Source organism: Streptomyces sp. ISL-12, assembly GCF_018614415.1.
Classification (GTDB): Bacteria; Actinomycetota; Actinomycetes; order Streptomycetales; family Streptomycetaceae; genus Streptomyces.
Genome location: NZ_JAGGOO010000097.1, coordinates 23,766 through 49,574 on the forward strand (window position 1 = coordinate 23,766; position 25,809 = coordinate 49,574).

Below are 25,809 nucleotides of genomic sequence, written 5' to 3' on the forward strand. Positions count from 1 at the left end.
GGAAACGCGGGTCGGTGACAGGGGGCGCACGCGTTCCCACGCCCTGTGCACAAGATGCGGCACCGATGTGGACAACCGGCGCTCAGGTGAGCTGGCCGGTCCTCACCAGGGCCAGCGCGAGAGTGATCACGAACACCAGCGCACAGGTCCCGTACTGGACGAGCGCCCGCCGCTCCCGCGGGGCGTGGACCATGCCGTAGCCGATCACGACACCGGCGACGAGACCGCCGACGTGGGCCTGCCAGGCGATGTTGAAGCCCGGGCTGAAGGTGAAGATCAGGTTGATCGCCAGCAGGGCGACGACCGGCCGCATGTCGTACCGCAGCCTGCGCATCAGCACGGCGGTGGCACCGAAGAGGCCGAAGACGGCACCGGAGGCGCCGAGCGAGGGCTGGTTGGGCGCGGCGATCAGGTAGGTGAGGGCGCTGCCGGCCAGTCCGGACAGGACGTAGAGCGCGAGGTAGCGGGCCCGGCCGAGCGCCTGTTCCAGGGGGCCGCCGATCCACCAGAGGCTGAGCATGTTGAAGATGATGTGGATGGGGCTGCCGTGCAGGAACATCGCGGTGAGCAGGCGGTACCACTGGCCGTCGGCGACGCCCTCCACGGAGCCGAGCAGCGGTACGTAGGCCTGGCCGATGAGTTCGAACCGCGCGGTGAAGCGGTCGCCGACGGCGAGCTGGACCAGGTAGCACGCGACGTTGAGGCCGACCAGGATCTTGGTGAGCAGCCGGGGGTCGGTCACCACGGTGCCGCCCGCCAGGGTGCGGGGCCGGCTCGCGGCGGGGGTGTGGCCGGTGCCGGAACCGCCGCGGACGCATTCGGGGCACTGGAATCCGACGGAGGCGTCGATCATGCACTCCGGGCAGACCGGGCGTTCGCAGCGGGTGCAGCGGACACCGGTGGCGCGGTCCGGATGGCGGTAGCAGGTCGGCGGGGTCCCGGCGTCCTGTGGCGTGCCTCCCGCTGCCTGGTCCATGAGGTGTCCCCTCGATCGTCGTGTGCAATGCACCCGCCCCGCCCATCCCTACGGATGAGCGGGGCGTTCGGTTCCCGTGGCGGCCGGCCGCGGCCGGTGCCGGCAGGGGTGGATCAGCCCTCGCGGGTCTCCACGACGACCGTCTCGATGACGACGTCCTGGACCGGACGGTCGGTGCGCGGGTTGGTCTGCGTGGTGGCGATGGCGTCCACGACCTTCTGGCTGGCCTCGTCGGCGACCTCACCGAAGATGGTGTGCTTGCGGTTCAGCCACGTCGTCGGGGCGACGGTGATGAAGAACTGCGAGCCGTTGGTGCCCGGACCGGCGTTGGCCATGGCCAGCAGGTAGGGCTTGTCGAAGGCGAGGTCCGGGTGGAACTCGTCCTCGAACTGGTAACCGGGACCGCCGGTGCCGTTGCCCAGCGGGTCGCCGCCCTGGAGCATGAACCCGCTGATCACCCGGTGGAAGACCGTCCCGTCGTAGAGCTTGTCCGTGGACTTCTGGCCGGTGGCCGGATTGGTCCACTCGCGCTCGCCCTTGGCCAGCTCGACGAAGTTCTTCACCGTCTTGGGGGCGTGGTTCGGCAGGAGCCGGACGTTGATGTCCCCGTGGTTGGTCTTCAGGGTGGCGTAAAGCTGCTCAGCCACGATCTGCCTTCCGTTGTCTTCCTTGTGACTCCCCGATCCTCGCACGGACCGCCGCGCACGTCGCCCAGCGGCCGATCGTTGTCCCTCTTCAGCGCGTGTCGCTTGCGGAAATCCGGCCGAGTACTCCCGAGCCGGGGGCGCTGCGCGTCGATCCGTGGCATTGTCGACGCCAAGCTCCCGTTGCCCCGTATTCACCCGCTATCCCAGTGGATCACCCGTAGATCACCTATTGATCATCATTCGGTACGGCTCGTCATGACCCGGATGCCCGCCCTCGCATGCCTGACGGTGTGCCGGCAGGCATGATCCGTAAAAGGGTGGAAAGTCGAATTACCGTACGCCACCGAGGAGGAGGAACCCGTGACCCGCATCGACAGCGTGCGCGCCGCGACCGGTTCGGCGAAGGACAGCGTGCTGCACGCCGCGGAAGTGGTGGCGCCCTACGCCGACACGGCCAAGGACAGGGCCGCGCACTACGCACACGAGGCGCGCGTACGGCTGGCGCCCAAGGTGTCCCTTGCCGCCGACCAGGCCCGGCTGCAGTACGGCGCGTATGTCGCGCCGCGTCTGGAGCAGGCTCTCTCGCACATGCCGCCGAAGGTGGACCTGGCCGCCCATGAGGCCGCTCTGCGTGCCCGTATCGCCGCCCGGCAGGCGGCCGAGTACTCCCGGCCCAAGCTGGAGCAGGCGGTGGCGGCGGCCGGTCCCGTCCGGGACGAGGCGGCGCTGCGCGGTGCCGCGGCGCTGGCGGCGCTGCGCGGTCAGGTCTCGGCCAAGGAGATCCAGAAGCTGGTCCGCAAGCACGAGCGGCGGGCGAAGGCCGGCCATGCCGTCAGGGTGCTGGCGGTCCTGGGTCTCGTGGCGGGCGGCGCCTTCGCCGCGTGGAAGTGGTGGGACAAGCAGGCCAACCCGGACTGGCTGGTCGAGCCGCCGGAGGCGACGGAGGTCCCGGAGCCGGGCCGGCTGTCGTCGGTGGACGGCAGCGGGGCGACGCTCGACCCCGAGGTGGAGGCCAAGCAGGCCGAGGACGAGGCCGCCAAGGGCGACGACCAGCGCTGACGCCCCGCACCGGGGCCGGACACAGCGCCGTGGGGCAGGAGAGCCGGACTCTCCCGCCCCACGGCGTTGTTTCACGTGAAACCGTGCGCTTCCTCGCGCTCACCGTCCGTAGCGTCGCTCCCGCAAGGAGTACGAGCGCAGGGCGCGCAGGAAGTCGATCTCGCGGAAGTCCGGCCAGTACGTCTCGCAGAAGTACATCTCGGCGTACGCGGACTGCCAGAGCAGGAATCCGGAGAGCCGCTGTTCGCCGGAGGTGCGGATGATGAGGTCGGACTCGGAGCGCGCCTTGGAGTACAGGTGCTTGGAGATGTGCTCCATGGTGAAGGACTCGATGAACTCGTCGATGTCCCCGCCCTGGGCGCTGTGCTCGGTGAGGGCGGACCGGACGGCGTCGACGATCTCGCGCCGGCCGCCGTAGCCCACGGCGACGTCGACCTTGGTGCCGCCCTGGCGGCCCTGGGTGGCGGCGGTGGCGGTCTTGAGGCGGCCGGCGGATTCGGCCGGCAGCAGGTCCAGGGCCCCGACGACCTCGACGGGCCAGGGGTTGCCGGGGGCGGCCAGCCGCTCCACCACCTCGGCGATGATGTCGATGAGCGGGGTCAGCTCTTCCTCGGGCCGGTGCAGGTTGTCGTCGGAGAGCATGTAGAGGGTGACGTGCTCGATCTCGGCCGAGTCGCACCAGCGCAGGAAGTCCAGCACCTTCGCGCCGCCCGCGCGGTAGCCCTCACGCGGGTCGTTGATGCCCGACATCTTGGCCCACCGGCGGTTGCCGTCGAGCATGATGCCGATGTGCTGAGGGCGTGGGCGTCCCTCCAGCTCCCTGACGAGTCGCTTCATGTAGAGCGCGTCGAGAGCGGCCCGTACCTTCGCCCGCATGGTCTACCCCTTCCACCTCGCCGACGCGGCCGACGGCCCACGGCGGCGATGAGTCACGTGGCACCGCCCCGCAGGGGTGGGGATGCCGGTGCCTTGTGGAGTGACGATATCAAGAGCCGACATGGCGTCTTCCGCCTGAACCGTACGTCCTCCGACACCCCCATGATCGTCAAGTCCCGCTGGGTCCGGGGAAGTTGACGCCGGGTGGGTTCGGGTGGCGCAGCGTCCTCAGTGGTCCGGTTCACCGACTTCAGGGTCGCCGACGGGCGGCTGTTCGACCACGAAAGACCCTTTGCCCCGCACAGTGACGATCAGCCCGCGTTCGCGCAGCTCCTGCGCGGCTCGCCGGGCGGTCAAGCGCGCAACACCGTATTCGTCGGCAAGACGGTGCTCCGAAGGGATAGGGCGGTCCGGAGCCAGTTCCCCCGACTTGATCCTGCGGGCGATGACGTCAGCCAACTGTACGTACAGCGGCCTCGCGCTCATGGGGTCCAGTGTGGACTCGGCTTCTTCCCTGTCGCTCATATGTCCAACGTAGAGATACAGGTCCCTGCACGATCGGATGGATCTGTCTGCACTTGTATACAGAGGGATGTATGGCGGTATACGGTCAGGAGACGAGACGCCCCGGCGAGGTGGACAAGACCTCCCGGGGCACGGCCAACGCTGACAAGGAGCGTCGACATGCCCGACCTTATCCGCCGCCTCGCCCTCTGGCTGCGCCTCTTCCTCACCCCCGGCACCGGCAGACACCGCCGTCCCCGTCACCGGCCGCACCTCACCGCCGTACCGCTCGTCCCGCCCCCGGCACCGCCCGCGCGCCTCCCCCTCCACCGCTCCCCCTACGGTCTGCCCACCCCCCTCGACGGAACCGTGTCCCGCCTCGTGCGCCCCTACCTCCTCGCCCATGAACAGGACGCCGCCCTCAAACAGCGCCGTCGCCTCGCCCTCGTCCTCGCCGCCGACTTCGGCATCGACCTCGACCGGCACCTCGTCGGCGCTCCGGAGGTGTCCGCGGCATGACGGAGCACCGCGCCCCCACGTCCCCGGGCACCCTGCGTCTGCTGCCCTGGCGCTCCCCGGACGGCAAGCCCTGCTACCTCTCCACGGACGAGAACGGCGGCTACCTCTCCCGTCTCGCCGACGACATGGAGGCCATGCAGCTCGCCACCGCCGAGGACATCCTCAGCCTCACCCGCCCGGTCCTGGACGACCCGGCCTCCCCGTACACCGAGGTCCGCTACGCCGGACTCCGCCTCGCAGAGTGCCTGACCGACGCCCTGCGCGTGGCCGAGTCCCGTGGGCTGCGCCTGCCGGGACCGGCCGGAGACGCGGACTCCACGCCACCGGCGCCTCACTCCCGGACCACGGAAACATCCCGCCCGTCCCCGCACAACACCAGCTCATGACCGCGGCCCCGCTCTCCTCTGCGAATTCCAGGAGGGCGGGGCCGTCTTCTTGCGTCCGGGATCAGTGCAGGGCCTCGATCGCCCGGAGGACCAGGGCCCGCGCGTCAGCGCCGTACACGGCCATGCCTCGCAGCTGCTCAAACGCCTTGAAGTAGAGCGCGATCTCAGAGGGCTGAGTGATCCGCACGCGCGCCGACACCAGCTCAACCGAGACCAGGCGGTCGTCGTAGATGTGGAAGGTCTCGCGCGGCCACTGCGTGCGCCGCCGCGTGCTCATAGGGATGATGCCCAGTGACACCTGGGGCAGCGCGCCTGCGGTGAGGAGGTAACCGAGCTGGGCCGCCATGCCGTTGGAGTCACAGACATGGTGCCGCAGCGCCGCCTCCTCAACTACGAGCACGAACGTATGCCCTGGCCGATGGATGATGGCGGACCGGCCGACGCGGGCGCGCGCGGCGTCTGCGCTGTCGTCTACGGGGAGTTCCCGGAAGCTGGCGCTGATGCGGAGAACACCGGTGGCATATCCCTCAGTTTGAAGGAGGCCCGGCACCAGCGTTGAGGAGTAGACACGGAAGACCTGGGTGTCCTCGAACAGCCGGGGTTCGCTGCCCTGGAGGGCTGTGAGGCCGGCGCGTACCTGGGTGCGCCACTCCGTGTACATGGACTCGGCGTGCAGAGACTGCGCGATGAGGTCAGCGGCCTGGTCCTCGGTGCCGGTCGCGCGACACCAGAGCCGGATGTCGGTGGCGTTGGGCGCGGTGCGGGCGTTCTCGATCCGGGATGTCTTGGCGTGGTGCCAGCCGCACCGACAGGCCAGCTCGCTGACGGTGAGTCCGGCACTCTTGCGCAGATCTCGCAGTCGTCGGGCGACGACCCTGCGTGCTTCCTGGGCAGAGGAGGACGGGGACGTGGGCATGAGCTGGCCTGTCGGGATCGGGGTCAGGTGATCGTGTACTGGTCGTGCGGGATGGCCCGGTCCCAGACCTCCTCGAACGCTTGGGCGCACAGCTTCGCTGCTGCTGGGTCGTCGGTGACCTCGCCGCCGGCGGACTGGCCGTCACCGGTGAAATGGTTCCACCGGACGACACGGTCATCGAACAGCCAGAAGTCGTTACCGGGCAGTGGGATCATGGACGCCAGCCGCCGGGGCAGCCAACGCACCAGTTCACCTGCGGCGACGTTGGTGAAAGTTCCGTCGTGGAGGAAGCGGGTGTACTCGCTGACCGGTTCGGAGACGATACGGGCCCGCCGTACGACAACCCCCCGCGCTACGGTCTCCTGCACGAGGTCGAGCCATGGCCGCCACCACGACGGGCGGTCGTCCGGGTCATGCCGGAAGCCGCGGCGCCACTCGGCGAACGGGCCGATCTCGTAGTCGACGGCGTAGCTGTCGCGCATTTCCAGGTGCACGGCGGTTCGGGTAGTGCTGGCCAGCAGGTCAGCGAACGACTGCGGCACGTTCGAGGGCATCGCACGCCTCCCTGATCATGTGGATCATCCTCGCGGGGATACGGATCACGGCCTCCGTGTCGGGGATGCCTACCGCATGCCCAGATACCTCGAACGATGCGCACTCCGCTTCGAGCTCCGGGTCCGGCTTCCACCCCTGGAACACAAGCTCCTGCTTCTGCTCGTCGACCCAGACCGTGGGACTTTCATGGTCTCCGGTGGATGGGTCGATCCCGATGAACCGTAGCGACACGGCAACCTCCGTCAGCCAGATGTGCAGGACTGTGCGTAACAGTCACTCAACGGAGAGGAACGGTCAAGAGTATGTCTCCTGCTTCACCCGAGCGTGCAGCCTTGGTTGCACAGAACTGCACATCGCTTGGGGTACTGCACATCACAGTCCTAGCGTCGACAACCCACGAGTCACCCCTGCGAGGCGGTCTCCTCCCGGGGCGCGGCCGACTGAACTGGAGTCGACGTGTACGAGCGCAGAACCCCCGCACCCACCCCGGCAGCCCCCCAGTGCGCCACCTGTGAACGCCACCAGGTGGCCGTCGAGCGGGCCACGGAACGGCGCGACTACTCCCACGCGACCGACGAGCGCGTCCTGCTCGCCCGGCATCAGCGCGACGCGCACGGCGGCACCTGGTGACCGCGGAGCCGATGCGGCTGATGACGATGCGCGTGACCGTTATCCGCGACGGCCACGTGATCGAGGAACGGCCAGAGGTCGAGATCACGTCCAGCACCAAGCCGGACCCCTACGAGATCACGTCGGCGTGGCCGCCGTGCCGCTGCCCACGGCACCGCGAGGGCGCCGACTAGCTGTTCTGTCTCGGGAGGTTGCGGACGGTGACAGGGCTCACGGCTGATCGATCGTGAAGTCCTCGCCGACCACGGCGCAGCGCTGAGCCGACCGCTACCAGCAGTCCGGCGCAGCCGGCATGCGCGCCCGCTCCTCCCGCCCGCGCCTGACAGGGCAATACGCAGGGGGCGTCCGTGGGGTTGTGGACGCTATGCGGACTCCGATCATGGAGACGCCCTCTGAGATTGCTCTCAGAGGGCGTCTGACTCGCTGTGGAGCCTAGGGGAGTCGAACCCCTGACATCTGCCATGCAAAGACAGCGCTCTACCAACTGAGCTAAGGCCCCGGACCGTGGCGTCCGGCCGGCGGGAACTCCGTCCCGGCGGGCGCCGCAGACAAGAGTACCGGGTGGTCCCCCTTATCTCCCAAACAGATTGGGGGTCCCGGTGAACAACCACTCTCCGTAAGATGCTCGGCGTGGTTCGCTGGAGCGAACTGCGGTTTTTGGGGAAGCGATGGGGAGACGCAATGGACGCCGCACAGCAGGAAGCCACCGCAAGAGCGCGGGAACTGCAGCGGAACTGGTACGGGGAGCCACTGGGGGCGCTCTTCCGCAGGCTGATCGACGATCTCGGGCTCAACCAGGCGCGTCTCGCGGGGGTCCTGGGGCTGTCCGCGCCGATGCTGTCGCAGCTGATGAGCGGTCAGCGGGCGAAGATCGGCAATCCGGCGGTGGTACAGCGGGTGCAGCTGCTGCAGGACCTGGCGGGGCAGGTCGCGGACGGCAGTGTCAGCGCGGCCGAGGCCACCGAGCGGATGGACGAGATCAAGAAGTCCCAGGGGGGTTCGGTGCTGAGCAACACGACGCAGACCACGAGCAGTTCCGGTGCGCCCACGGTGAAGCGGGTGGTCCGTGAGATCCAGTCCCTGCTGCGTTCGGTGGCCGCCGCCGGCGACATCATAGAAGCCGCCGACACCCTCGCCCCGACCCACCCGGAGCTGGCAGAGTTCCTTCGGGTCTACGGCGCCGGCCGCACCTCGGACGCGGTCGCGCACTACCAGTCCCACCAGAGCTGACCCCGCCCGGGCCCGATCGCCGAGGGGGTACGGCAGCCGGGCCCGCGCAGGTGCCGTGGACGCGGGGCGGGAAGGACAGGGGGAGGGGCGCGCAGGGCGATGGGTGAGGTCTTCGCCGGACGGTACGAACTGGTCGACCCGATCGGGCGCGGAGGAGTCGGCGCGGTGTGGCGCGCCTGGGACCACCGCCGCAGACGGTACGTGGCCGCCAAGGTGCTCCAGCAGCGCGACGCCCACTCCCTGCTGCGGTTCGTGCGGGAGCAGGCGCTGCGGATCGACCATCCCCATGTGCTGGCCCCGGCCAGCTGGGCGGCCGACGACGACAAGGTCCTGTTCACCATGGACCTGGTCACCGGCGGCTCACTGGTCCATGTGGTCGGGGACTACGGTCCGCTGCCGCCCGGCTATGTCTGCACCCTGCTCGACCAGCTGCTGTCCGGGCTGGCCGCGGTGCACGCCGAGGACGTCGTCCACCGGGACATCAAACCCGCCAACATCCTGCTGGAAGCCACCGGCACCGCCCGTCCCCGGCTGCGGCTGGGGGACTTCGGGATCGCGATGCGCCTGGGCGAACCCCGGCTGACGGAGGCCGACCTGGTGGTCGGGACGCCCGGTTACCTTGCGCCCGAGTCGATGATGGGCGCGGAACCGGACTTCGCCGCCGACCTGTTCGCCGTAGGGCTGGTCGCGCTGTATCTGCTGGAGGGCGCCAAGCCGGACACCAAGGCGCTGGTGCAGTACTTCGCCGAGCACGGGACGCCGCCGGCGCCGGCGAACATTCCGGAGCCGTTGTGGCAGGTCGTGTCGACGCTGCTGCAACCGGATCCGCAGGCCCGGTTCCGTACGGCCACGGGGGCGCGCAAGGCACTGGCCGCAGCGGTGGAGCTGCTGCCGGAGCCGGGGCCCGACGACGAGCTGATCGAGATATTCGAGCAGGTGGGACCGCTGCCGACCGGGTTCGGCCCCGACGGTCCGGTCACGGTCGCGAACCGCGACGCGTCTCCCCGCTCCGCCGCGCCCACCGGTGCGCCCACCGGTACGGAGGACCCGCCCGCCCCGCCCCCGCTGCCCGGTATGTCGGACACCGGCAGCTTCCATCTGCCGCCTCCGCACTCCACGGTCGCCCTGCTGGGTCAGCCCCAGCCGCAACCGCAGCCACAGCCGCCTCACACACCCCCGGCCGTCCCGTACCCGCAGCACACGCCCCAGCCCCAACCCCCGCAACTTCAGAACCCGCACACGCCTCCCCCCACCGCCGCCTACACCGCGCAGGGCGCCCACACCAGGCAACCTCCGGCCCCGCCCGTCGCACAGCACCGCGCCCCCCGGCGCCGTCGCCCCGGGCCCCCGGCGGCGGTGGCGCTCCCGTTGCTGTTCCTCGCGCTGGTCTGCTACGCGGTGGGGTTCTGGGCCCTGACCCGTATCTGAGCCTGGACCCCCACAGCCGCCCCCGCTCCGCTACGCCCCCCTGCGCCGCGCCACGAGCGTCCACACCCCGAGCCCGGCCAGCAGCACACTCCCCGTGCCGATCCCGCCGACCGCGACCGCCCTCATCGCCGGGTCCCCGGCACCGTCCCCGGCCTGGCTCCCGGCCGCGTCGTCGGACGCCGCCGCCCGGAACGGCTCCGTCGCCTCGAAGACGCGGCGCGGCACCGGCTCCCCCGCGTAGTCGGGTCCGGTCCGCTCCGTCCCCGTCAGCCGGAGGCGCAGGACGACCTCGAACGGCCCGTCGCCGAAGCGGTCGGCGACCTGTTCCGCGAGATGCACGACCAGGTAGTACGACCCGGCGAACCGCATCGCGCTCTGTTCCTCGGCGACGGCGTACCGGTTGCCGTACGCCACCGGCGGCACGGGCCCCAGGTCGACCGTGGCCCGACGTCCGGTGTAGCCGGTGCCGGCGCTGTCGACCTGGCCGCGGACGGGGTTGAGGAGGGACAGCGACAGGGCCCCGGTCGCGTAGCCGGAGCGGCCGTCGGCGCTGCCGAGCTCGGCGCTGGCGTACAGCTGCCGGCCCCAGTCGAGGGGCACCTTGTAATAGAGGGTCTGACCGGGCTCGGCGTCGGCACGCCAGGCGCCCTGGCCGATGGACGCGGCGTCGGTGAAACCCGCGCCGGCCGGGCGGTTCTCCGGTTCGCCGGTGAGAGGGGCGGGCGAGGCCGAGTCCCAGGTCTGCGGGGCGTCCGTGGCCGCCGTGCCCTTCACCGCCGGCTCGGAGACGGTGGTCAGCTCCAGGTCCCAGGCGTCCGGCGGCGAGTCCTGCGGCCGGACGCGTTCGACGACCACGTAGTAGCGGCCGGGGTCCTGGCACCGGGTCCCGGTGCGGGTGATCTCGCGTGCTCCCCAGGCGGTGACGGGGCGCGGGCTGCGGGCGGCGCCGAAGGTGGCGCTGTCCAGGGAGCAGGAGCCGCCGTCGGCGTCCTGCACGGAGACCCGGACGCCGTCGACGGCGACGACCTCCTCGCCGGGGCGGGGTACGGCGGTGACGGAGACGTAGGCGTCCGAGGCGGCGTCGAGTTCGAGGGCGTAGTAGGCCCTGGCGTCGCGGTCCAGGGAGCTTCGGTAGGTGACGCCCGCCGCCAGGCGCGCGGCGTCGGCCGTGCCGCCGGCTCCGTCGACGCGCCGGGCGCCCTCGGCGAAGGCGTAGCCGCCGGCCGACCCCGCCGAGGCGTGGCCGCTCGCCGGACCGGCCGTCAGGGCCAGGTCCGCGCCGCCCGCTGCGGCAGCCGTCCCACAGAGCGCGGCAGTCACGGCGGTCACGGAGCCCACGGCGGTCACAGCGGTCACAGTGACCAGGCGCCGGAACGCCCGTATGCGCCCACCCCTGCCCCTGGGCCCCGACGTACGCCGCCGCCACCTCATCGCCCGCCACCCCTCCCGCTCACCGGACCCGGACCCGGACCGACCCGACCGTGGCCCATCCTGCCCCGCCGCCCCGCCCGCCATCCGCCGGTTCCGCGGATCGGGTCGGTCCCCGTACGGTCCCCGGTCGTCCCGGGTCGGTCCCGGGTCGGTCCCGGGCCGTTCCCAGGTCGTTCCCAGGTCGTTCCCGGGCCGTTCCCGGGTCCCGGGCAACACAAAACCCCGACCGTGATACGGCCGGGGTCTGTTCTCAGGACCGGTTGCCGGTCGTCCTCACGAACCCGTGGGCACGGAGTCAGTCGCCTCCGTCCACAGATCCTGCTCGGCGCGATCCGCCTGGATCTGGCGGTACACGAGGAGCCCGCCGATGGCGGCCAGTGCGACCAGGAGAAGCTTCTTCACCGCGCGACCTCGTCTTTCCTTGACGTAGGGGACCTCTGCCGCCCGACTATACACACCGGCCGATATCGATCGGTGACCTGCGCCCGGCGTCAACTCACCACCGCCGGAGCCCAGTAGAGGAGGGCCGGACCGTTCCGGCCGGAGGGTGATCACACCCCCACGGACGGTGAATTTTGCTCCCCCTTTTACCTCTTACGTACTTTTCGCCCGTCTTGCACCCATCCGTGTGATGTTGATCTGAAGATCGACGCGCCACGGGCGTCGCTCCACCACTTCGCGGCGCTCATACACATCATGAGGAAAGTACGCAAATCGCCCGACCCGAAAGTGAGGGGCCATGGCCCGGAACAAGGTCCTCAGCGTATGGACCGCCTTCGTCACCGCCTTCCTGGCGCTGTGCACGGCGCTCGGACTCGTCACGACGACCGCCGCGGCGGCGGTACCGCAGAGCGAGACCGCACGCAACAGCGAGCGCGACGTCCCCGCGGCGACGGCCCCGGCGATGTCCCCGCGTTCCTGGCCACGGGCCGGCGCCCTGCCGCCCACGATGAAGCAGCGCATCCGGGCCGAGGCCCACGGCACGTCCCCCAGCTGCCGCCACCGTCCCGCCACCGACGCGGTCGCCGCGGCCCACTCCGCCGCCCTGTGCGACACGGCCGGACCGACGGAAGCGGAACCTCTGGCTCCGACCGACCCGCCGCTACAACGCTGAGGGGCCCACGAACCCTCGCATCCCACAGCGAAAAGGCCCGGCGCTCGTGGAGCGCCGGGCCTTTTCGCGTCGTGCTGCCGCTACTGACCGTCCGTGATGCTGATCGCCTGCGACGGGCACTGTTCGGCCGCCTCCCGCACGCGCGGGTCGTCCCCGGTGTCCTCGCGCCCCGGGATGACGGCGCCGAACCCGTCCACCGTGGTGAAGACGGAGCCCACCCGGTACACACAGTCGGCGGAGCCGTAACAGAGATCCTGATCGACGGTGACCTTCATACGCGCGACTCCCTCCCCGTCAACGACCCCTCGCACCAGGCTAGTAGGGCCCCACGGCCGACGGAACAAGCCGCGGGAGCCGTATCTTGAGCGGGCACGACGAACCTGAACGAGAGGTGGTGAGCCGGATGAGCCGCCGCGTCACCGTCGTCACGGCCGTCCACGCCCCGTCCGCCCCCTTCCTCCAGGACGCGTACGCCTCCCTGCGCGCCCAGGAGTTGCCCGACGGCTGGGAATGGCAGTGGCTCGTCCAGGAGGACGGCCGGACGGACGACGTACGCCGCTGTGTCCCGGCCGATCCCCGGGTGACGTTCCGGCAGGGCCGGGCGGACCGGGCGGGCGGTCCCGGTGTGGCCCGGACCATCGCGCTGGCCCGCGCGGAGGGCGAGTACGTGAGGATCCTCGACGCCGACGACCGGCTCACCGCCGGGGCGCTCGCCCGTGACCTGGCGGTTCTGGAGGCCGACGCCACGATCGGGTGGGTGACCTCCCGCGTCCTGGACCTCATGCCCGACGGTTCGACGGCCGGCTTCCCGGGCGACCCGGACCCCGGCCCCATCGAGCGGAACTCCCTCCTCACCGCCTGGCAGGCCGACGGCTTCCGCGCCCCGGTCCACCCGGCGACCCTCTGCGTCCGCCGCGACCTGCTCCTCGCCCTCGGCGGCTGGATGGCCCTGCCCGCCTCGGAGGACACGGGCCTCCTGCTCGCCCTGAACGCCGTCAGCCGCGGGTGGTTCACCGAAGAGGCGGGCCTGCTCTACCGCAAGTGGGAGGGGCAGGTGACCGGGCAGGCGGCGCACGTGGACCCGGCGGAGCGGGACGCGCGCATGCGGGTGATCGAGGCACGCGCCCGGGCACTGGCCGGCCTGGGGTGGGGAGACACCACCTGATCGGCTACGGCAGCGTCTCGGCGTCCACCCGCGAGAAGACCAGCTCCGTCTCCCCCACGAGCGGCCCCCGCCACCGCACCGGGGCGGCGGGCCCCTCCCGGAGCGCCCTGAGGGAGTCGGCGGGCGCGTAGCCGTTGGTCATCCGGTAGGCGTGGAAACCCGCCGCGGCGAACGTGCCCATCAGTTCCTCGGCACAGTCGCCGAGCCGCGCCATCCGCTCCGGCGTCACCTCGACACAGACCTCGGCATCCGGCCGCAGCGCGCCGAGCAGCGGCGCCAGGCCGCGTACGACGCTCCCCTCCGCGCCCTCCACGTCGATCTTGACGACCCGCGCACCGGCGACCTCCCGGTCGGTCAGCAGTTCCGTCAGCGGCACCGCCTCCGTCTCGAAGACCGACTCGGCCGGACCGTCGTACGGAACGATGCTGTTGGCCCCCATGTTGTGGGAACTGGCCAGTACGAAGGTGAGCCGCTCGCGCCGGTCGGCGACCGCCGAGTTCACCGCCCGGACGTTGGCGCAGCCGTTCAGCCGGAGATTGCGCAGCAGGTGCCCGTGGAACGCGGGCGAGGCTTCCACGGCCACCACCCGGCCCGTACCGCCGACGAGCCGGGAGGCGAGGACGGTGAAGACGCCGATGTTGGCCCCGACGTCGACGAACGTGTCGCCCGGCCCGAGCCGGCGCCGGAGCCACCCGGTCAGGTGCGGCTCCCAGACACCGAAGAGATAGAGGTACCGCTGGATCAGGTCGGTGGTGTCCACCGCGAACCGGCCTCCGAAGCGGTCCTCGACGACGCGCCGCCGGGGGTGCTCGCGCAGGTACGGGTCGAGGAAGCGGCCGGCCAGCGCCGCCTTGCCGAGGAAACCCGGGGCGTCCCGCACGTACCGGCGTCCGAGGGTCACCGCGGTCTCCAGGGCCTCCGTGCTGCCACCGCTCGTCCGCTCACTGCTCATCCGCTCCCCTTCGCGCGCATCGGGGCGATCGGCGTCGCGCCGTCCGGTACCGGTCCCTCCCCTCGTGCGGACCGGTACCGAACGGTGCGAACGGGATCGGCCCGTCCCGTACGGGCATGGGCCGAGGTCTGGCCGAGTTCGCGAGATGCCGCTGCCGCGATCCCCGTGGGGGGGGGCGGCGCCGCGGTCCTGCGATCCTGCCAGCGATCGCTTCCGCCGGGGAGGGTCCGGATCCGGATTACCCCCTTCGTCGCAGGTCAGACGTATAGAGTGGGTTTTCCGGTCCGGACGTCCAGACGGCGGGGGAGGTAAAGGGGTGGGACCTTGAACTCCGACTCGGGGACACGTACGGCCTTCGCCGAGCGCCTCGCGCTGCTGTACAGGGAAGCCGGCAATCCGCCCCTCAAGCGGGTGGCCGAGGCGGTCGACCGGTTGCACCGGGTCGACGAACGCGGCCGGCCCGTGCGCGTGTCGGCGCAGCGGATCAGTGACTGGCGACGGGCGAAGAACGTACCCGCGCAGTTCACCGCGCTCGCGGCCGTGCTGCACGTCCTGATCCCCGCGGCCCGGCGCGCACGGCCCACCCCGGTGTCCAAGGGCCTGTACGACCTGGCCCAGTGGCAGCGCCTGTGGGAGCACGCGCTGGCCGATCCGGCCGGCGACCGCCCCGAGGCCCCGGGCGAGGCGGCGGACGGCCGTCCCGCCGAGACCGCGGACATCGGCGGTGTGTGCCCTTACCGGGGGCTGGCCGCGTACCGGCAGCAGGACGCCCGGTGGTTCTTCGGCCGGGAGCGGAGCAGGGACGACCTCGTCGCCCAGGTCCGCGCGGCGGAGCGGACGGGCGGCATGGTCGCGCTCGTCGGCGCGTCGGGAGCGGGCAAGTCCTCCCTGCTGAACGCGGGCCTGGTGCCCGCCTTCCAGACCGGGGGAGCCGATGCCAGGAGGGTGCTGTACCTGGTGCCCGGGGGTGCGCCCCTCAAGGAGCTGACCCGCCGGATTCCCCAGCTCGCCGAGGTCGTCCCGGCACCGGCGCCCCCGGCGGACGCCACCGGCCCGGCGGAGCCCGCGGCGCCCTCGGACGCGGCGGAACAGGCCACGAGTACGGCGGACCCAGGAACCGGAACCCCCGCCTTCGCCCACGCCGTACGGCAGGCCGTCACCGCGTGGGCGGCGGCCGACGGAAGCGAAGCCTCCGTATCCGCCGCCCGGGCGACGGCCGACGGAAACGAAGCCTCCGCACCCGCCGCCCGCCCGCTGATCATCGTCGACCAGTTCGAGGAGACCTTCGCCCTCTGCCCCGACGAGGCGGAGCGGCGCGCGTTCATCCAGACCCTGCACGCGATGTGCTCCCGCCCCGACTCCGGCGAGCCGCCCCCCGCCTGCGTCCTCATCGGCGTCCGCGCGGACTTCTACGAGCAGTGCCTCGGCCACCCCCAGCTCGCCGACGCCCTCCAGCACCGCCACATGGTGCTCGGCCCGCTGACCACGGCGGAGCTGCGCGAGGCGGTGGCCGGCCCGGCCAGGGCCGTGGGCCTGGAGATCGAACCGGGCCTGGTGGAGCTGATCGTCCGGGAGGTCAGCGCCGACGGCCCGCACGGCGTGCACCACGCCGGCGTCCTGCCCCTGCTGTCCCATGCCCTGCTCGCCACCTGGCAGCGCCGCAAGTCGGGCCGGCTGACCCTGGCCGGCTACCGCGCCGCCGGCGGCATCCAGCAGGCCGTGGCGACGACGGCGGAGCACGCCTGGGCCGGCCTCGACCCGGCCGCCCGCACCGCGGCACGGCAGTTGCTGCTCAGGCTGGTCCGGCTGAGCGAGGACACCCAGACCACCCGCAGACGGGGGACGCGCCGCGGACTGGCCGAGGAGTCGAAGGACCCCGGCAAGACCGAGGAGTCCCTCGAAGCGCTGGTCCGCGCCCGGCTGGTGACGCTCGACGCGGAGTCCGTGGAGATCACCCACGAGGCGCTGCTGCACGCCTGGCCCCGGCTGCGCGGCTGGATCGACGAGGACCGCGGCGGCCACCTGCTGCGCCAGCGGCTGGAGGAGGACGGCCGGGCCTGGGAGGACTCCGGCCGCGACACGTCCCTGCTCTACCGGGGCTCGCGGCTGGAACAGGCCCACACCTGGGCGAAGTCCGCCGACGCCGTCTTCCTGACGCGCGGCGCCGCGGAGTTCCTGGCCGCGTCGGTACGGCTGCGCCGCCGCACCGTCCGGCTCAGCCGCGGCGCGGTGGCGGCGCTGATCGTGCTGGCGGTCGTGGCCGCGGCGTCGGCGGTGACCGCCTTCCAGCAGCGGGACGACGCGGTGTTCGCGCAGGTGTCCGCCGAGGCCGACCGCTTCCAGTACTCCGACCCCTCCCTCTCCGCCCAGCTCGACCTGGTGGCGCACGACCTGCGGCCCGGCGACGAGAGCACCCGCAACCGCCTCATATCCATCGTCAACGCCCCCTTGGCGACCCCCCTCACCGGCCACACCGGGGCCGTCTACCTCACCTCGTTCAGCCCGGACGGCCGGCTCCTGGCCACCGCCGCCTACGACCGCACGGTCCGCCTGTGGGACGTGGCGGACCCCGCCCGTCCCGAGGCCCTGGGCAAGCCGCTCACCGGCCACACCAGCTGGGTGAGCACCGCGGTCTTCAGTCCCGACGGCACGACCCTCGCCAGCGCCTCGGACGACGGCACGATCCGCCTGTGGGACGTACGGGACCCCGCCCGCCCGCGCCCCCTCGGCGCGCCCCTGACCGGCCACACCGGCACCGTCTACCTGCTCGCCTTCCGCCCGGACGGCCACACCCTCGCCTCCGTCGGCAACGACCGCACCGTACGGCTGTGGAACGTCACCGACCCCGGCCGCGCCCGCCCGCTGGCCACCCTGACCGGCCACACCGACGCCGTACGGTCGGTGGCGTTCAGCCCCGACGGCCGTACCCTCGCCGCGGGCGGCGACGACGACACGATCATGCTCTGGGACACGGCCGACCCGCGCCGCCCGCACCGTACCGGCAAGACGCTGACGGGCCACACGGGCACCGTGCACTCGGTCGCCTTCAGCCCCGACGGCCGCACCCTCGCCAGCGGCAGCGCCGACGACACCATCCGCCTCTGGAACGTCACCGACCCCCACCGCCCCACCGCCCTCGGCACCCCCCTCACCGGCCACACCGGCCCCGTCTGGTCCGTGGCCTTCAACTCCGCCGGGACCATGCTCGCCGCGGGCAGCGCCGACTCCACGGCGACCCTGTGGAACGTGCGCAACCCGGCGTACCCGTCGCAGGTCGGCGAACCGCTCGCGGGCAGCAGCGGGGAGATGTACGCCGTCGGCTTCAGCCCCGACGGACACACCCTGGCCACCGGGAGCGGCGACAACACCGTACGGCTGTGGTCGATCCCGACCTCGGACATGGTCGGCCGGACAGGAGCCTTCCGCCCGGACGGACGGGTGCTCGCCACCGCGGCCCGCGACGGGAAGGTACGGCTGTGGGACGTCACGGACCCCGACCGCCCCCGGCCGCTGGGCGAGCCGTTCAGGCCCGCGGAGGGCGACGTGCGCTCCGTGGTCTTCTCCCCGGACGGCCGCACCCTCGCCGTCCTCACGGGCAGCCGCGCCGTCCAGCTGTGGGACGTCGCCGACACCGCGCACCCCGCCGCCCACGCCCCGCCCGTCCGGCTGCGCACCCGCTTCGCCGGCCCCGGCGCGCTCGCCTTCAGCCCGGACGGCCACACCCTGGCCACCGCCCGGGACGACCGCACCGTCCAGCTGTGGGACGCGCGCGACCCGTCCCGCCTGCGCCCGCTGGGCACGCCGCTCACCGGCCCCACCGGTTACGTCAACTCCCTGGTCTTCAGCCCGGACGGCCACACCCTCGCCGGCGGGTCCGCCGACGGCACCATCCGCCTCTGGAACGTCTCGGCCGGCGGCCGGACCGGACGCGTCCTCGGCGAGCACATCGGCCCGGTGAACACCCTCGCCTTCAGCCCGGACGGCCACACCCTGGCCAGCGGCAGCGACGACAGCACCGTCCGCCTCTGGACACTCGCCGGCGACGGCACGGAGCAGCCGGTCGCCGCGCTCACCGGCCACACCGAGGCGGTGGTGTCCCTGACCTTCAGCCCGGACAGCCACACCCTGGCCAGCGGGGGCAACGACAACACGGTCCGCCTCTGGGACGTCACCACCCCGTCCGACGCCACGCCCATCGGCCAGTCCCTGTCCCCCAACGCGAAGACGGGCAACTTCCTCTCCTTCAACCCCCGCAGCAGGATGCTCGGGGTGTCGAGCGGCGTGGACACCGTGCGGCTGTGGAGCCTGGACGTCGACGAGGCGGTACGCCGCATCTGCTCCGCCACCCGCGACGTCCTCACCCCGGCCCGCTGGCACGAGTACCTGCCCCGCCTCTCCTACGACCCGCCCTGCGGCACCTGACCCCTCGGCATGACGCCGGTCACAGTGACCCGCGAGGAACGGGGAGTTGGCCGCACGGGACGCGGGGTGTTGTTACTCTGGCCACAGCCCGATCGCTGGTGCATCCCCCGTCGCCAGCGATCGGGCGTTTGCGTTGCCATGCCCCCGCCGTACGGAGTTCGCCCGACCGGAAGGACGCCATGCCCGCCTACGTCATAGCTCACCTGCAGGACGCCGCCCCGCACCCGGACATCGCCGAGTACATCGAGCGCATCCCCACCACCTTCGAGCCCTACGGCGGACGCTTCCTCGTGCACGTCACACCGCACGAGGTGAAGGAGGGCAGCTGGCCCGGCGCCGTCGTGGTGATCGGCTTCCCCGGCATCACCGAGGCACGGGCCTGGTGGGACTCCCCCGCCTACCAGGAGATCGCCCCGCTGCGCTCCCGGCACATCAAGGGCGACATCATCATGGTCGAAGGCGTCCCCGACGACTACGACCCCACCGCCACGGCAAAGGCGATGCGCGCGACCCTCCCCACCGACTGATCCCCCACGCCGGCTCCACGGGCCCCGGTTCCCGCCGGGGCCCTTCTGTCTGCGCCTGCGTCACGGTTCGGGCAGCTCGGTGACGAACGTCCCGATGCCCGGCTGCATGTACGCCTACCCCGCCTTGCGCAGCTCCGTCAACACGCGCTTCGCCGTCACCTGGCTGATTCCGAACTCGTCACAGATGTCCATCGCGGACGGAAGCCTGCCCTCGGGCGGATAGGTGCCGTCCATGATCCGCTCCGACATCACGGCGAAGACCTGCCGCCACCTCGGCACATCCGGCTCCCACTTCATGATCCTGAAGTTAGGCGGACTCACCCGGACACGCTAGATGAGACATCCAGACGACCTATACCACCTGTCCCGCAGCGGCTCTGCACGTGCAGGGCCCCGCGATCGCGCGACCTACAGCTACTGCTCATGGCCTTCCAGGCCCGGAGCCATGCAATCGGCGTGCGGCCCCTGCCGCGAGGAACACGACTTGGTCCCGTACGCCGACCAGCCGTAACCGCCACCACCGCTGCCGGCCGTAGACAGGCGAAAACCCCCGGCCCTGTCGGACCGGGGGTCTTTTCACTGTGGGGCTAACAGGATTTGAACCTGTGGCCTCATCCTTATCAGGGATGCGCTCTAACCAACTGAGCTATAGCCCCGCCGCGCTTGCGGTGTGTGTCCCGCGCGCTGACTCCTGAAGATTAGCGCACGACGGGGGCAGGCCCAAAATCGGTTACCCGCGTGACCTCACTCGTCCTCGGCGAGGGTCAGCTCCACGCCGCCGACGAAGCCGGCGGAGAGGTTGTAGATGAACGCGCCGAGCGTGGCCAGGGCCGTCGCCAGGACGACGTCGATGACCGCGATGATGGTCGTGAAGAGGAGGACGTTGGGCAGCGACAGGAACGACTGGAGGTCGAAGCCGTTCGACTCGTTCGAGCCGGTCGCCTCCGAGATCGTGCCGCCGACCGTCGAGAAGACGCCCATCGCGTCCATGACCATCCACAGCACGGTCGCCGCGACGATCGTGCACACGCCCAGTGCGATGGAGAGCAGGAAGCTCACCTTCATCACCGACCACGGGTCGGCCTTCGCCACCCGCAGCCGCGCCTTGCGGACGCGGGGCTCGGTGTGGCCCGCGCCGGTGCGCGGGCGGCGTACCGCGCCCGACGGGGAGCCCGCCGGGGTCTGGTACGCCTGCGGCGGGTGGTAGGGCCCGCCGGACTGTTGCTGCTGCCGTTCGCCCGGCAGCGGGGAGGCCGACGGCTGGCCGCCCTTCGGCTGGGAAGCGGGCTGGGCGCCGGATGCGGCCGGGCCCGCGCCAGCGGCGTACTGCTGGGTCTGCGGACCTCGGGTGTCCGTCACAGTTCCCCCCTGGGATCCATGAGTCTCGTACGAGGATGAGGACGCGTCTTCGCGCCGGTCCGTTCCCTGCGCGGCGGAGCCACGGGCGCCGCCGTCCGTTTCCGTACCCGTCGAGGTACCGGCCGATCCGGCGCCCGTGGCTCCGCTCACGATGACTCTCTCCTCGTGCTACTCGGCCGAGGGCGCCTCGCCCTCGTCCGTGCCGGCGGTCGCGGCATCCTCGGCGGTCTCGTCGACGACCACGTCGCCGTCGACTTCCTCCGCCTCGCGCCCCGCCTCGGCGTTGCGTGCGATACCGACCACGGCATCGCGCTTGCCAAGATTGATCAGTTGGACGCCCATGGTGTCACGGCCCGTCTCCCTGACCTCGTTGACTCGCGTGCGAATCACACCGCCGGAGAGGGTGATGGCGAGGATTTCGTCGGTCTCCTCGACCACCAGGGCTCCGACGAGCTCTCCACGGTCCTCGACGATCTTGGCGGCCTTGATGCCGAGGCCGCCACGACCCTGGACGCGGTACTCGTCGACGGAGGTCCGCTTCGCGTACCCGCCGTCGGTGGCAGTGAACACGAACGTACCCGTTCGAACAACATTCATCGACAGCAGTTCGTCGCCGTCACGGAAACTCATGCCCTTGACGCCCGAGGTGGCACGGCCCATGGGACGCAGCGTGTCGTCCGAGGCGGTGAACCTGATCGACTGCGCCTTCTTGCTGATCAGCAGAAGATCGTCGTCGGCCGAGACCAGCTCGGCGCCGATCAGTTCGTCGTCCGATCCGTCTTCCCGCTCGCGCAGGTTGATGGCGATGACGCCGCCCGAGCGCGGGGAGTCGTAGTCCTTCAGGGAGGTCTTCTTGACCAGGCCGCCCTTGGTGGCCAGCACCAGGTACGGCGCCGCGTCGTAGTCGCGGATCGCGAAGATCTCGGCGATCGCCTCGTCCGGCTGGAAGGCCAGCAGGTTGGCGACGTGCTGCCCGCGCGCGTCGCGGCCGGCGTCGGGCAGTTCGTAGCCCTTGACGCGGTAGACGCGGCCCTTGTTGGTGAAGAACAGCAGCCAGTGGTGGGTGGTGGAGACGAAGAAGTGGTCGACGATGTCGTCTTCCTTGAGCTTCGTGCCCCGTACGCCCTTGCCGCCGCGCTTCTGCGCCCGGTAGTCGTCGGTCTTGGTGCGCTTGATGTAGCCGCCCCGGGTGACCGTGACGACGATGTCCTCCTCGGCGATCAGGTCCTCGATGGACATGTCGCCCTCGTAGGGGATCAGCTTCGTCTTGCGGTCGTCGCCGAACTTGTCGACGATCGCGGTCAGCTCCTCGCTGACGATCCGCCGCTGGCGGGCGGGGGAGGCGAGGATCGCGTTGTACTCGTTGATCTTCGCCTGGAGTTCGTCGTGCTCCTGGACGATCTTCTGGCGCTCCAGGGCGGCCAGCCGGCGCAGCTGCATCTCCAGGATGGCGTTGGCCTGGATCTCGTCGATCTCCAGGAGGTCCATCAGGCCGCCGCGCGCGATCTCGACCGTCTGGCTGCCCCGGATCAGCGCGATGACCTCGTCGATCGCGTCCAGGGCCTTGAGCAGACCGCGCAGGATGTGGGCGCGCTCCTCGGCCTTGCGCAGCCGGAACTTCGTCCGGCGGACGATGACCTCGATCTGGTGGTTCACCCAGTGGCGGATGAACGCGTCCAGGGAGAGGGTGCGCGGCACGCCGTCGACCAGGGCCAGCATGTTGGCGCCGAAGTTGGTCTGGAGGTCGGTGTGCTTGTAGAGGTTGTTGAGGACGACCTTGGCGACCGCGTCCCGCTTCAGGACGATGACCAGGCGCTGGCCGGTGCGGGACGACGTCTCGTCGCGCACGTCGGCGATGCCGCCGATCTTGCCGTCCTTCACCAGGTCGGCGATCTTCTGCGCGAGGTTGTCGGGGTTGGTCTGGTACGGCAGCTCCGTGACCACCAGGCACTGGCGGTTCTGGATCTCCTCGACCTCGACCACCGCGCGCATGGTGATCGAGCCGCGCCCGGTGCGGTACGCCTCCTCGATGCCCCGGCGGCCGACGACGAGCGCGCCGGTCGGGAAGTCGGGGCCCTTGATGCGCTCGATGAGGGCGTCCAGCAGCTCCTCGTGCGACGCCTCGTAGTTCTCCAGGTACCACTGGGCGCCGGCCGCGACCTCGCGCAGGTTGTGCGGCGGGATGTTGGTCGCCATGCCGACCGCGATACCGGCCGAGCCGTTGATCAGCAGGTTCGGGAAGCGGGCGGGCAGGACGGTCGGCTCCTGGGAGCGGCCGTCGTAGTTGTCCGTGAAGTCGACGGTCTCCTCGTCGATGTCGCGGACCATCTCCATCGACAGCGGCGCCATCTTGCACTCGGTGTAGCGCATGGCCGCCGCCGGGTCGTTGCCCGGCGAGCCGAAGTTGCCATTGGAGTCGACGAGCGGCATGCGCATCGACCACGGCTGGGCGAGGCGGACCAGCGCGTCGTAGATGGAGGAGTCGCCGTGCGGGTGGTAGTTGCCCATGACGTCGCCGACGACGCGGGCGCACTTGTAGAAGCCGCGCTCGGGGCGGTAGCCGCCGTCGTACATGGCGTAGAGCACGCGGCGGTGGACGGGCTTGAGGCCGTCGCGGACGTCCGGCAGCGCGCGGGACACGATGACGGACATCGCGTAGTCCAGGTACGAGCGCTGCATCTCCGTCTCGAGCCCGACGGGCTCGACGCGCTGGGCGATGACGCCGCCCTCTTCGGAGGTGACGGGAGTGTTCTCGTCGGTCATTGCTGGTGAAGATCCTTCCTGGTGCGGTCAGCGGCGACCGACTCAGATGTCGAGGAAGCGGACGTCCTTGGCGTTGCGCTGGATGAACTGGCGCCGCGCCTCGACGTCCTCGCCCATCAGCACCGAGAAGAGGTCGTCGGCCTGGGCGGCGTCGTCGAGGGTGACCTGGCCGAGGACGCGGTGCTCCTGGTCCATGGTGGTGATGCGCAGTTCCTCGGCGTTCATCTCGCCCAGACCCTTGAAGCGCTGCACCGAGTCCTCGCGGATGCGCTTGCCGGCCTGGCGGCCCAGCTCGATCAGCGCGTCGCGCTCGCGGTCGGAGTACGCGTACTCGAAGTCGTCCCGGCCCCACTTGATCTTGTAGAGCGGCGGACGGGACAGGAAGACGTGCCCGGCCTCGACCAGCGGCCGCATGAAGCGGAACAGGAAGGTCAGCAGCAGGGTGTTGATGTGCTGGCCGTCGACGTCGGCGTCCGCCATCAGGATGATCTTGTGATAGCGGAGCTTCTCGATGTCGAAGTCCTCGTGCACACCCGTGCCGAACGCGGAGATCATCGCCTGGATCTCCTGGTTCTGCAGGATGCGGTCGATGCGCGCCTTCTCGACGTTGAGGATCTTGCCGCGGATCGGGAGGATCGCCTGGTACTGCGGGTTCCGGCCGGACTTGGCGGAGCCGCCGGCGGAGTCGCCCTCGACGATGAAGATCTCGCACTTGGTCGGGTCGTTCGACTGGCAGTCGGACAGCTTGCCCGGCAGCGACGCCGACTCCAGCAGGCCCTTGCGGCGGGTCAGGTCGCGCGCCTTGCGGGCCGCCACGCGCGCGGTGGCCGCCTGGATGCCCTTGCGGATGATGTCCGCGGCCTCGTTGGGGTTGCGGTCCAGCCAGTCGGCGAGGTGCTCGTACACCACCTTCTGGACGAAGGTCTTCACCTCGGTGTTGCCCAGCTTGGTCTTGGTCTGGCCCTCGAACTGCGGCTCGCTCAGCTTCACCGAGATGATGGCCGTCAGACCCTCGCGGATGTCGTCGCCCGTGAGGTTGTCGTCCTTCTCGCGCAGCAGCTTCTTGTCGCGCGCGTACTTGTTGATCAGCGAGGTCAGCGCGGCGCGGAAGCCCTCTTCGTGCGTACCGCCCTCATGGGTGTGGATGATGTTGGCGAACGAGTACACGCCCTCGGTGTAGCCGCCGTTCCACTGCATGGCGACTTCCAGGGACAGGAGCTTGTCCTTGTCCTCTGCCTCCAGGTCGATCACCGTGGGGTGGACGACCTCTCCCTTGCGGGAGTTGAGGTACTTCACGAAGTCGACGATGCCGCCCTCGTAGTGGTACGAGACGGACTTGACCTCCTGCTTCTCGTCCTCGCCCGCCTCGTCCGCGCCGGCCGTGGCCTTCGCCGACTCGCGCTCGTCGGTGAGGTTGATCCGCAGGCCCTTGTTGAGGAACGCCATCTCCTGGAAGCGCCGCGACAGCGTCTCGAAGGAGTAGTCGGTGGTCTCGAAGATGTCGCCGTCGGCCCAGAAGGTGACCGACGTACCGGTCTCCTCGGTCGCCTCGTGCTTGGCCAGCGGGGCCGTCGGCACGCCCAGCTTGTACTCCTGCGTCCAGCGGTGACCGTCGGTCTTGACCTCGACGGCGACCCTCGTCGACAGGGCGTTGACGACGGAGACGCCCACGCCGTGCAGACCACCGGAGACCGCGTAGCCGCCGCCGCCGAACTTGCCGCCCGCGTGCAGCACGGTCAGCACGACCTCCAGGGCGGGCTTGCCCTCGGAGGGGACGATGCCGACCGGGATGCCGCGGCCGTTGTCGACGACGCGCACGCCGCCGTCGGCCAGGATCGTGACGTCGATGGTGTCCGCGTGACCGGCCAGCGCCTCGTCGACGGAGTTGTCGACGACCTCCTGCACCAGGTGGTGCAGTCCCCGCTCGCCGGTCGAACCGATGTACATACCGGGCCGCTTGCGGACCGCGTCCAGGCCCTCGAGCACGGTGATGGCACTGGCGTCGTACGACGGGGAGCCCTCGCCCGGGGAGGACGGGGGCGCCTCGGTGTCGGTGGACGGGATGTTCTCGTTGGGGTTGCCGGAATCGGCCACGAAGCGCCCTTTCTGGCACAGCACGAGCCGGGCTCGTCGGCGTTTGCCGGAGCGGCTGCGGCATGTTGCGTTGGTAAGCCTTGATCAGCGTTGCTCAGCTTTTCCCGGGCTCCCCACGACCGGGGCGGGATTGTCTTCCAGTCTACCGGTACCACTGACACTGATGGGGGTTTGCCGGTACCTGAGTCCGCATGTGCCGCCCTGAGACGTCCTCTCCCGACTCCCGATATGCGGAAGGGGGCTCCAAGAGGCTCAC

26 protein-coding genes and 2 tRNA genes are annotated in these 25,809 nt (G+C 70.9%); 11 read left to right on the forward strand and 17 right to left on the reverse strand.

The window, feature by feature from the left end:
* Positions 1 to 82: 82 nt before the first annotated feature.
* On the reverse strand, positions 83 to 976 hold the full coding sequence (locus J7I94_RS25370) for a rhomboid family intramembrane serine protease (RefSeq protein WP_215170382.1): 894 nt from the start codon (positions 974 to 976) through the stop codon (positions 83 to 85).
* A gap of 113 nt (positions 977 to 1,089) precedes the next feature.
* On the reverse strand, positions 1,090 to 1,623 hold the full coding sequence (locus J7I94_RS25375; protein WP_215170384.1) for a peptidylprolyl isomerase: 534 nt from the start codon (positions 1,621 to 1,623) through the stop codon (positions 1,090 to 1,092).
* 360 nt (positions 1,624 to 1,983) lie between these two features.
* On the opposite strand from J7I94_RS25375, the gene J7I94_RS25380 reads away from it, so the two are divergent.
* On the forward strand, positions 1,984 to 2,682 hold the full coding sequence (locus tag J7I94_RS25380; protein WP_215170386.1) for a DUF5324 family protein: 699 nt from the start codon (positions 1,984 to 1,986) through the stop codon (positions 2,680 to 2,682).
* Positions 2,683 to 2,781: 99 nt separating this feature from the next.
* Here J7I94_RS25380 and J7I94_RS25385 read toward each other — a convergent pair whose 3' ends face one another.
* Both J7I94_RS25385 and J7I94_RS25390 read right to left on the reverse strand, forming a co-directional pair.
* A complete protein-coding gene (locus tag J7I94_RS25385; RefSeq protein WP_215170387.1) occupies positions 2,782 to 3,558 on the reverse strand; it encodes an isoprenyl transferase in 777 nt (258 codons plus the stop codon).
* 228 nt (positions 3,559 to 3,786) lie between these two features.
* The gene (locus J7I94_RS25390) at positions 3,787 to 4,083 is read right to left on the reverse strand and encodes a GntR family transcriptional regulator (protein ID WP_251075712.1); all 297 of its coding nucleotides are present in this window, start codon (positions 4,081 to 4,083) and stop codon (positions 3,787 to 3,789) included.
* A gap of 159 nt (positions 4,084 to 4,242) precedes the next feature.
* Between J7I94_RS25390 and J7I94_RS25395 the strand changes: the two genes are divergently transcribed.
* Together J7I94_RS25395 and J7I94_RS25400 are read left to right on the forward strand one after the other, a co-directional pair.
* Positions 4,243 to 4,581, forward strand: coding sequence for a hypothetical protein (locus tag J7I94_RS25395; RefSeq protein WP_215170388.1), 339 nt, complete (start codon positions 4,243 to 4,245; stop codon positions 4,579 to 4,581).
* Positions 4,578 to 4,967: a hypothetical protein gene (locus tag J7I94_RS25400; RefSeq protein ID WP_251075713.1), complete on the forward strand. Its 390-nt coding sequence runs from the start codon at positions 4,578 to 4,580 to the stop codon at positions 4,965 to 4,967. The genes J7I94_RS25395 and J7I94_RS25400 overlap by 4 nt, the downstream gene beginning before the upstream one ends.
* A 61-nt stretch (positions 4,968 to 5,028) precedes the next feature.
* On the opposite strand, the gene J7I94_RS25405 is transcribed toward J7I94_RS25400, so the two are convergent.
* Genes J7I94_RS25405 through J7I94_RS25415 form a run of 3 tightly spaced genes read right to left on the reverse strand, consistent with a single transcriptional unit; the run spans position 5,029 to position 6,669 of the window.
* Positions 5,029 to 5,883, reverse strand: coding sequence for a helix-turn-helix transcriptional regulator (locus J7I94_RS25405; RefSeq protein WP_215170389.1), 855 nt, complete (start codon positions 5,881 to 5,883; stop codon positions 5,029 to 5,031).
* Positions 5,884 to 5,906: 23 nt separating this feature from the next.
* On the reverse strand, positions 5,907 to 6,437 hold the full coding sequence (locus J7I94_RS25410) for a DUF6879 family protein (RefSeq protein WP_215170390.1): 531 nt from the start codon (positions 6,435 to 6,437) through the stop codon (positions 5,907 to 5,909).
* A complete protein-coding gene (locus tag J7I94_RS25415; protein WP_215170391.1) occupies positions 6,406 to 6,669 on the reverse strand; it encodes a hypothetical protein in 264 nt (87 codons plus the stop codon). The genes J7I94_RS25410 and J7I94_RS25415 overlap by 32 nt, the downstream gene beginning before the upstream one ends.
* 225 nt (positions 6,670 to 6,894) lie before the next feature.
* Here J7I94_RS25415 and J7I94_RS25420 point away from each other — a divergent pair, with 225 nt between their 5' ends.
* Both J7I94_RS25420 and J7I94_RS25425 read left to right on the forward strand, forming a co-directional pair.
* Positions 6,895 to 7,068 carry a hypothetical protein gene (locus J7I94_RS25420; protein ID WP_215170392.1) on the forward strand — a complete coding sequence of 58 codons (174 nt, stop codon included), beginning with the start codon at positions 6,895 to 6,897 and terminating at the stop codon, positions 7,066 to 7,068.
* Entirely contained in the window at positions 7,065 to 7,241 is a 177-nt protein-coding gene (locus J7I94_RS25425) for a hypothetical protein (protein WP_215170470.1), read from the forward strand. The genes J7I94_RS25420 and J7I94_RS25425 overlap by 4 nt, the downstream gene beginning before the upstream one ends.
* Before the next feature lie 253 nt (positions 7,242 to 7,494).
* Here J7I94_RS25425 and J7I94_RS25430 read toward each other — a convergent pair.
* A tRNA-Ala gene (locus J7I94_RS25430) sits at positions 7,495 to 7,567 on the reverse strand.
* A gap of 182 nt (positions 7,568 to 7,749) precedes the next feature.
* Between J7I94_RS25430 and J7I94_RS25435 the strand changes: the two genes are divergently transcribed.
* Complete coding sequence (locus J7I94_RS25435) at positions 7,750 to 8,298, forward strand: DNA-binding protein (RefSeq protein WP_215170393.1); 549 nt, start codon at positions 7,750 to 7,752, stop codon at positions 8,296 to 8,298.
* Between the two features lie 99 nt (positions 8,299 to 8,397).
* Entirely contained in the window at positions 8,398 to 9,726 is a 1,329-nt protein-coding gene (locus tag J7I94_RS25440; protein WP_215170396.1) for a serine/threonine-protein kinase, read from the forward strand.
* Positions 9,727 to 9,756: 30 nt separating this feature from the next.
* On the opposite strand, the gene J7I94_RS25445 is transcribed toward J7I94_RS25440, so the two are convergent.
* Together J7I94_RS25445 and J7I94_RS25450 are read right to left on the reverse strand one after the other, a co-directional pair.
* A complete protein-coding gene (locus J7I94_RS25445; protein WP_251075714.1) occupies positions 9,757 to 11,157 on the reverse strand; it encodes a hypothetical protein in 1,401 nt (466 codons plus the stop codon).
* A 273-nt stretch (positions 11,158 to 11,430) separates the two neighbouring features.
* Positions 11,431 to 11,559: a DLW-39 family protein gene (locus J7I94_RS25450; protein WP_003999697.1), complete on the reverse strand. Its 129-nt coding sequence runs from the start codon at positions 11,557 to 11,559 to the stop codon at positions 11,431 to 11,433.
* 337 nt (positions 11,560 to 11,896) lie between these two features.
* Here J7I94_RS25450 and J7I94_RS25455 point away from each other — a divergent pair, with 337 nt between their 5' ends.
* Positions 11,897 to 12,271, forward strand: coding sequence for a DUF6344 domain-containing protein (locus J7I94_RS25455; RefSeq protein ID WP_215170400.1), 375 nt, complete (start codon positions 11,897 to 11,899; stop codon positions 12,269 to 12,271).
* Between the two features lie 80 nt (positions 12,272 to 12,351).
* On the opposite strand, the gene J7I94_RS25460 is transcribed toward J7I94_RS25455, so the two are convergent.
* Positions 12,352 to 12,546, reverse strand: coding sequence for a ferredoxin (locus J7I94_RS25460; RefSeq protein ID WP_215170402.1), 195 nt, complete (start codon positions 12,544 to 12,546; stop codon positions 12,352 to 12,354).
* 128 nt (positions 12,547 to 12,674) lie between these two features.
* Here J7I94_RS25460 and J7I94_RS25465 point away from each other — a divergent pair, with 128 nt between their 5' ends.
* Positions 12,675 to 13,436 carry a glycosyltransferase family 2 protein gene (locus J7I94_RS25465; RefSeq protein WP_215170404.1) on the forward strand — a complete coding sequence of 254 codons (762 nt, stop codon included), beginning with the start codon at positions 12,675 to 12,677 and terminating at the stop codon, positions 13,434 to 13,436.
* 4 nt (positions 13,437 to 13,440) lie between these two features.
* Here J7I94_RS25465 and J7I94_RS25470 read toward each other — a convergent pair whose 3' ends face one another.
* On the reverse strand, positions 13,441 to 14,388 hold the full coding sequence (locus J7I94_RS25470; protein ID WP_215170406.1) for an FkbM family methyltransferase: 948 nt from the start codon (positions 14,386 to 14,388) through the stop codon (positions 13,441 to 13,443).
* 324 nt (positions 14,389 to 14,712) lie between these two features.
* Between J7I94_RS25470 and J7I94_RS25475 the strand changes: the two genes are divergently transcribed.
* Together J7I94_RS25475 and J7I94_RS25480 are read left to right on the forward strand one after the other, a co-directional pair.
* On the forward strand, positions 14,713 to 18,810 hold the full coding sequence (locus J7I94_RS25475; RefSeq protein ID WP_215170408.1) for a WD40 repeat domain-containing protein: 4,098 nt from the start codon (positions 14,713 to 14,715) through the stop codon (positions 18,808 to 18,810).
* 179 nt (positions 18,811 to 18,989) lie between these two features.
* Positions 18,990 to 19,337 carry a DUF1330 domain-containing protein gene (locus J7I94_RS25480; protein WP_215170410.1) on the forward strand — a complete coding sequence of 116 codons (348 nt, stop codon included), beginning with the start codon at positions 18,990 to 18,992 and terminating at the stop codon, positions 19,335 to 19,337.
* A gap of 114 nt (positions 19,338 to 19,451) precedes the next feature.
* Here J7I94_RS25480 and J7I94_RS25485 read toward each other — a convergent pair whose 3' ends face one another.
* The 5 genes from J7I94_RS25485 to gyrB all read right to left on the reverse strand — a co-directional run bounded on the left by J7I94_RS25485 (position 19,452) and on the right by gyrB (position 25,553).
* Positions 19,452 to 19,634 carry a GntR family transcriptional regulator gene (locus J7I94_RS25485; protein WP_215170412.1) on the reverse strand — a complete coding sequence of 61 codons (183 nt, stop codon included), beginning with the start codon at positions 19,632 to 19,634 and terminating at the stop codon, positions 19,452 to 19,454.
* Positions 19,635 to 19,919: 285 nt separating this feature from the next.
* A tRNA-Ile gene (locus J7I94_RS25490) sits at positions 19,920 to 19,993 on the reverse strand.
* Between the two features lie 88 nt (positions 19,994 to 20,081).
* Positions 20,082 to 20,846, reverse strand: a complete 765-nt coding sequence (locus J7I94_RS25495) for a DUF3566 domain-containing protein (protein ID WP_215170414.1) — start codon at positions 20,844 to 20,846, stop codon at positions 20,082 to 20,084.
* Between the two features lie 18 nt (positions 20,847 to 20,864).
* Complete coding sequence (gyrA, locus tag J7I94_RS25500) at positions 20,865 to 23,459, reverse strand: DNA gyrase subunit A (RefSeq protein ID WP_215170416.1); 2,595 nt, start codon at positions 23,457 to 23,459, stop codon at positions 20,865 to 20,867.
* A gap of 42 nt (positions 23,460 to 23,501) precedes the next feature.
* Positions 23,502 to 25,553 (reverse strand): DNA topoisomerase (ATP-hydrolyzing) subunit B, encoded by a 2,052-nt coding sequence (gene gyrB / locus J7I94_RS25505; RefSeq protein WP_215170418.1) that lies wholly within the window; start codon positions 25,551 to 25,553, stop codon positions 23,502 to 23,504.
* Positions 25,554 to 25,809 lie beyond the last annotated feature (256 nt).

Bases quoted from the DNA above. Each gene is read 5' to 3' on its own strand.
- J7I94_RS25395 (WP_215170388.1), top strand. From the start codon at position 4,243: ATGCCCGACCTTATCCGCCGCCTCGCCCTCTGGCTGCGCCTCTTCCTC.
- J7I94_RS25370 (WP_215170382.1), bottom strand. From the start codon at position 976: ATGGACCAGGCAGCGGGAGGCACGCCACAGGACGCCGGGACCCCGCCG.
- J7I94_RS25445 (WP_251075714.1), bottom strand. From the start codon at position 11,157: ATGAGGTGGCGGCGGCGTACGTCGGGGCCCAGGGGCAGGGGTGGGCGC.
- J7I94_RS25480 (WP_215170410.1), top strand. From the start codon at position 18,990: ATGCCCGCCTACGTCATAGCTCACCTGCAGGACGCCGCCCCGCACCCG.
- J7I94_RS25455 (WP_215170400.1), top strand. From the start codon at position 11,897: ATGGCCCGGAACAAGGTCCTCAGCGTATGGACCGCCTTCGTCACCGCC.
- J7I94_RS25470 (WP_215170406.1), bottom strand. From the start codon at position 14,388: ATGAGCAGTGAGCGGACGAGCGGTGGCAGCACGGAGGCCCTGGAGACC.
- J7I94_RS25440 (WP_215170396.1), top strand. From the start codon at position 8,398: ATGGGTGAGGTCTTCGCCGGACGGTACGAACTGGTCGACCCGATCGGG.
- J7I94_RS25435 (WP_215170393.1), top strand. From the start codon at position 7,750: ATGGACGCCGCACAGCAGGAAGCCACCGCAAGAGCGCGGGAACTGCAG.
- J7I94_RS25385 (WP_215170387.1), bottom strand. From the start codon at position 3,558: ATGCGGGCGAAGGTACGGGCCGCTCTCGACGCGCTCTACATGAAGCGA.
- J7I94_RS25460 (WP_215170402.1), bottom strand. From the start codon at position 12,546: ATGAAGGTCACCGTCGATCAGGATCTCTGTTACGGCTCCGCCGACTGT.
- J7I94_RS25400 (WP_251075713.1), top strand. From the start codon at position 4,578: ATGACGGAGCACCGCGCCCCCACGTCCCCGGGCACCCTGCGTCTGCTG.
- J7I94_RS25465 (WP_215170404.1), top strand. From the start codon at position 12,675: ATGAGCCGCCGCGTCACCGTCGTCACGGCCGTCCACGCCCCGTCCGCC.
- gyrA (WP_215170416.1), bottom strand. From the start codon at position 23,459: ATGACCGACGAGAACACTCCCGTCACCTCCGAAGAGGGCGGCGTCATC.
- J7I94_RS25410 (WP_215170390.1), bottom strand. From the start codon at position 6,437: ATGCCCTCGAACGTGCCGCAGTCGTTCGCTGACCTGCTGGCCAGCACT.
- J7I94_RS25485 (WP_215170412.1), bottom strand. From the start codon at position 19,634: ATGAAGTGGGAGCCGGATGTGCCGAGGTGGCGGCAGGTCTTCGCCGTG.
- J7I94_RS25390 (WP_251075712.1), bottom strand. From the start codon at position 4,083: ATGAGCGACAGGGAAGAAGCCGAGTCCACACTGGACCCCATGAGCGCG.
- J7I94_RS25405 (WP_215170389.1), bottom strand. From the start codon at position 5,883: ATGCCCACGTCCCCGTCCTCCTCTGCCCAGGAAGCACGCAGGGTCGTC.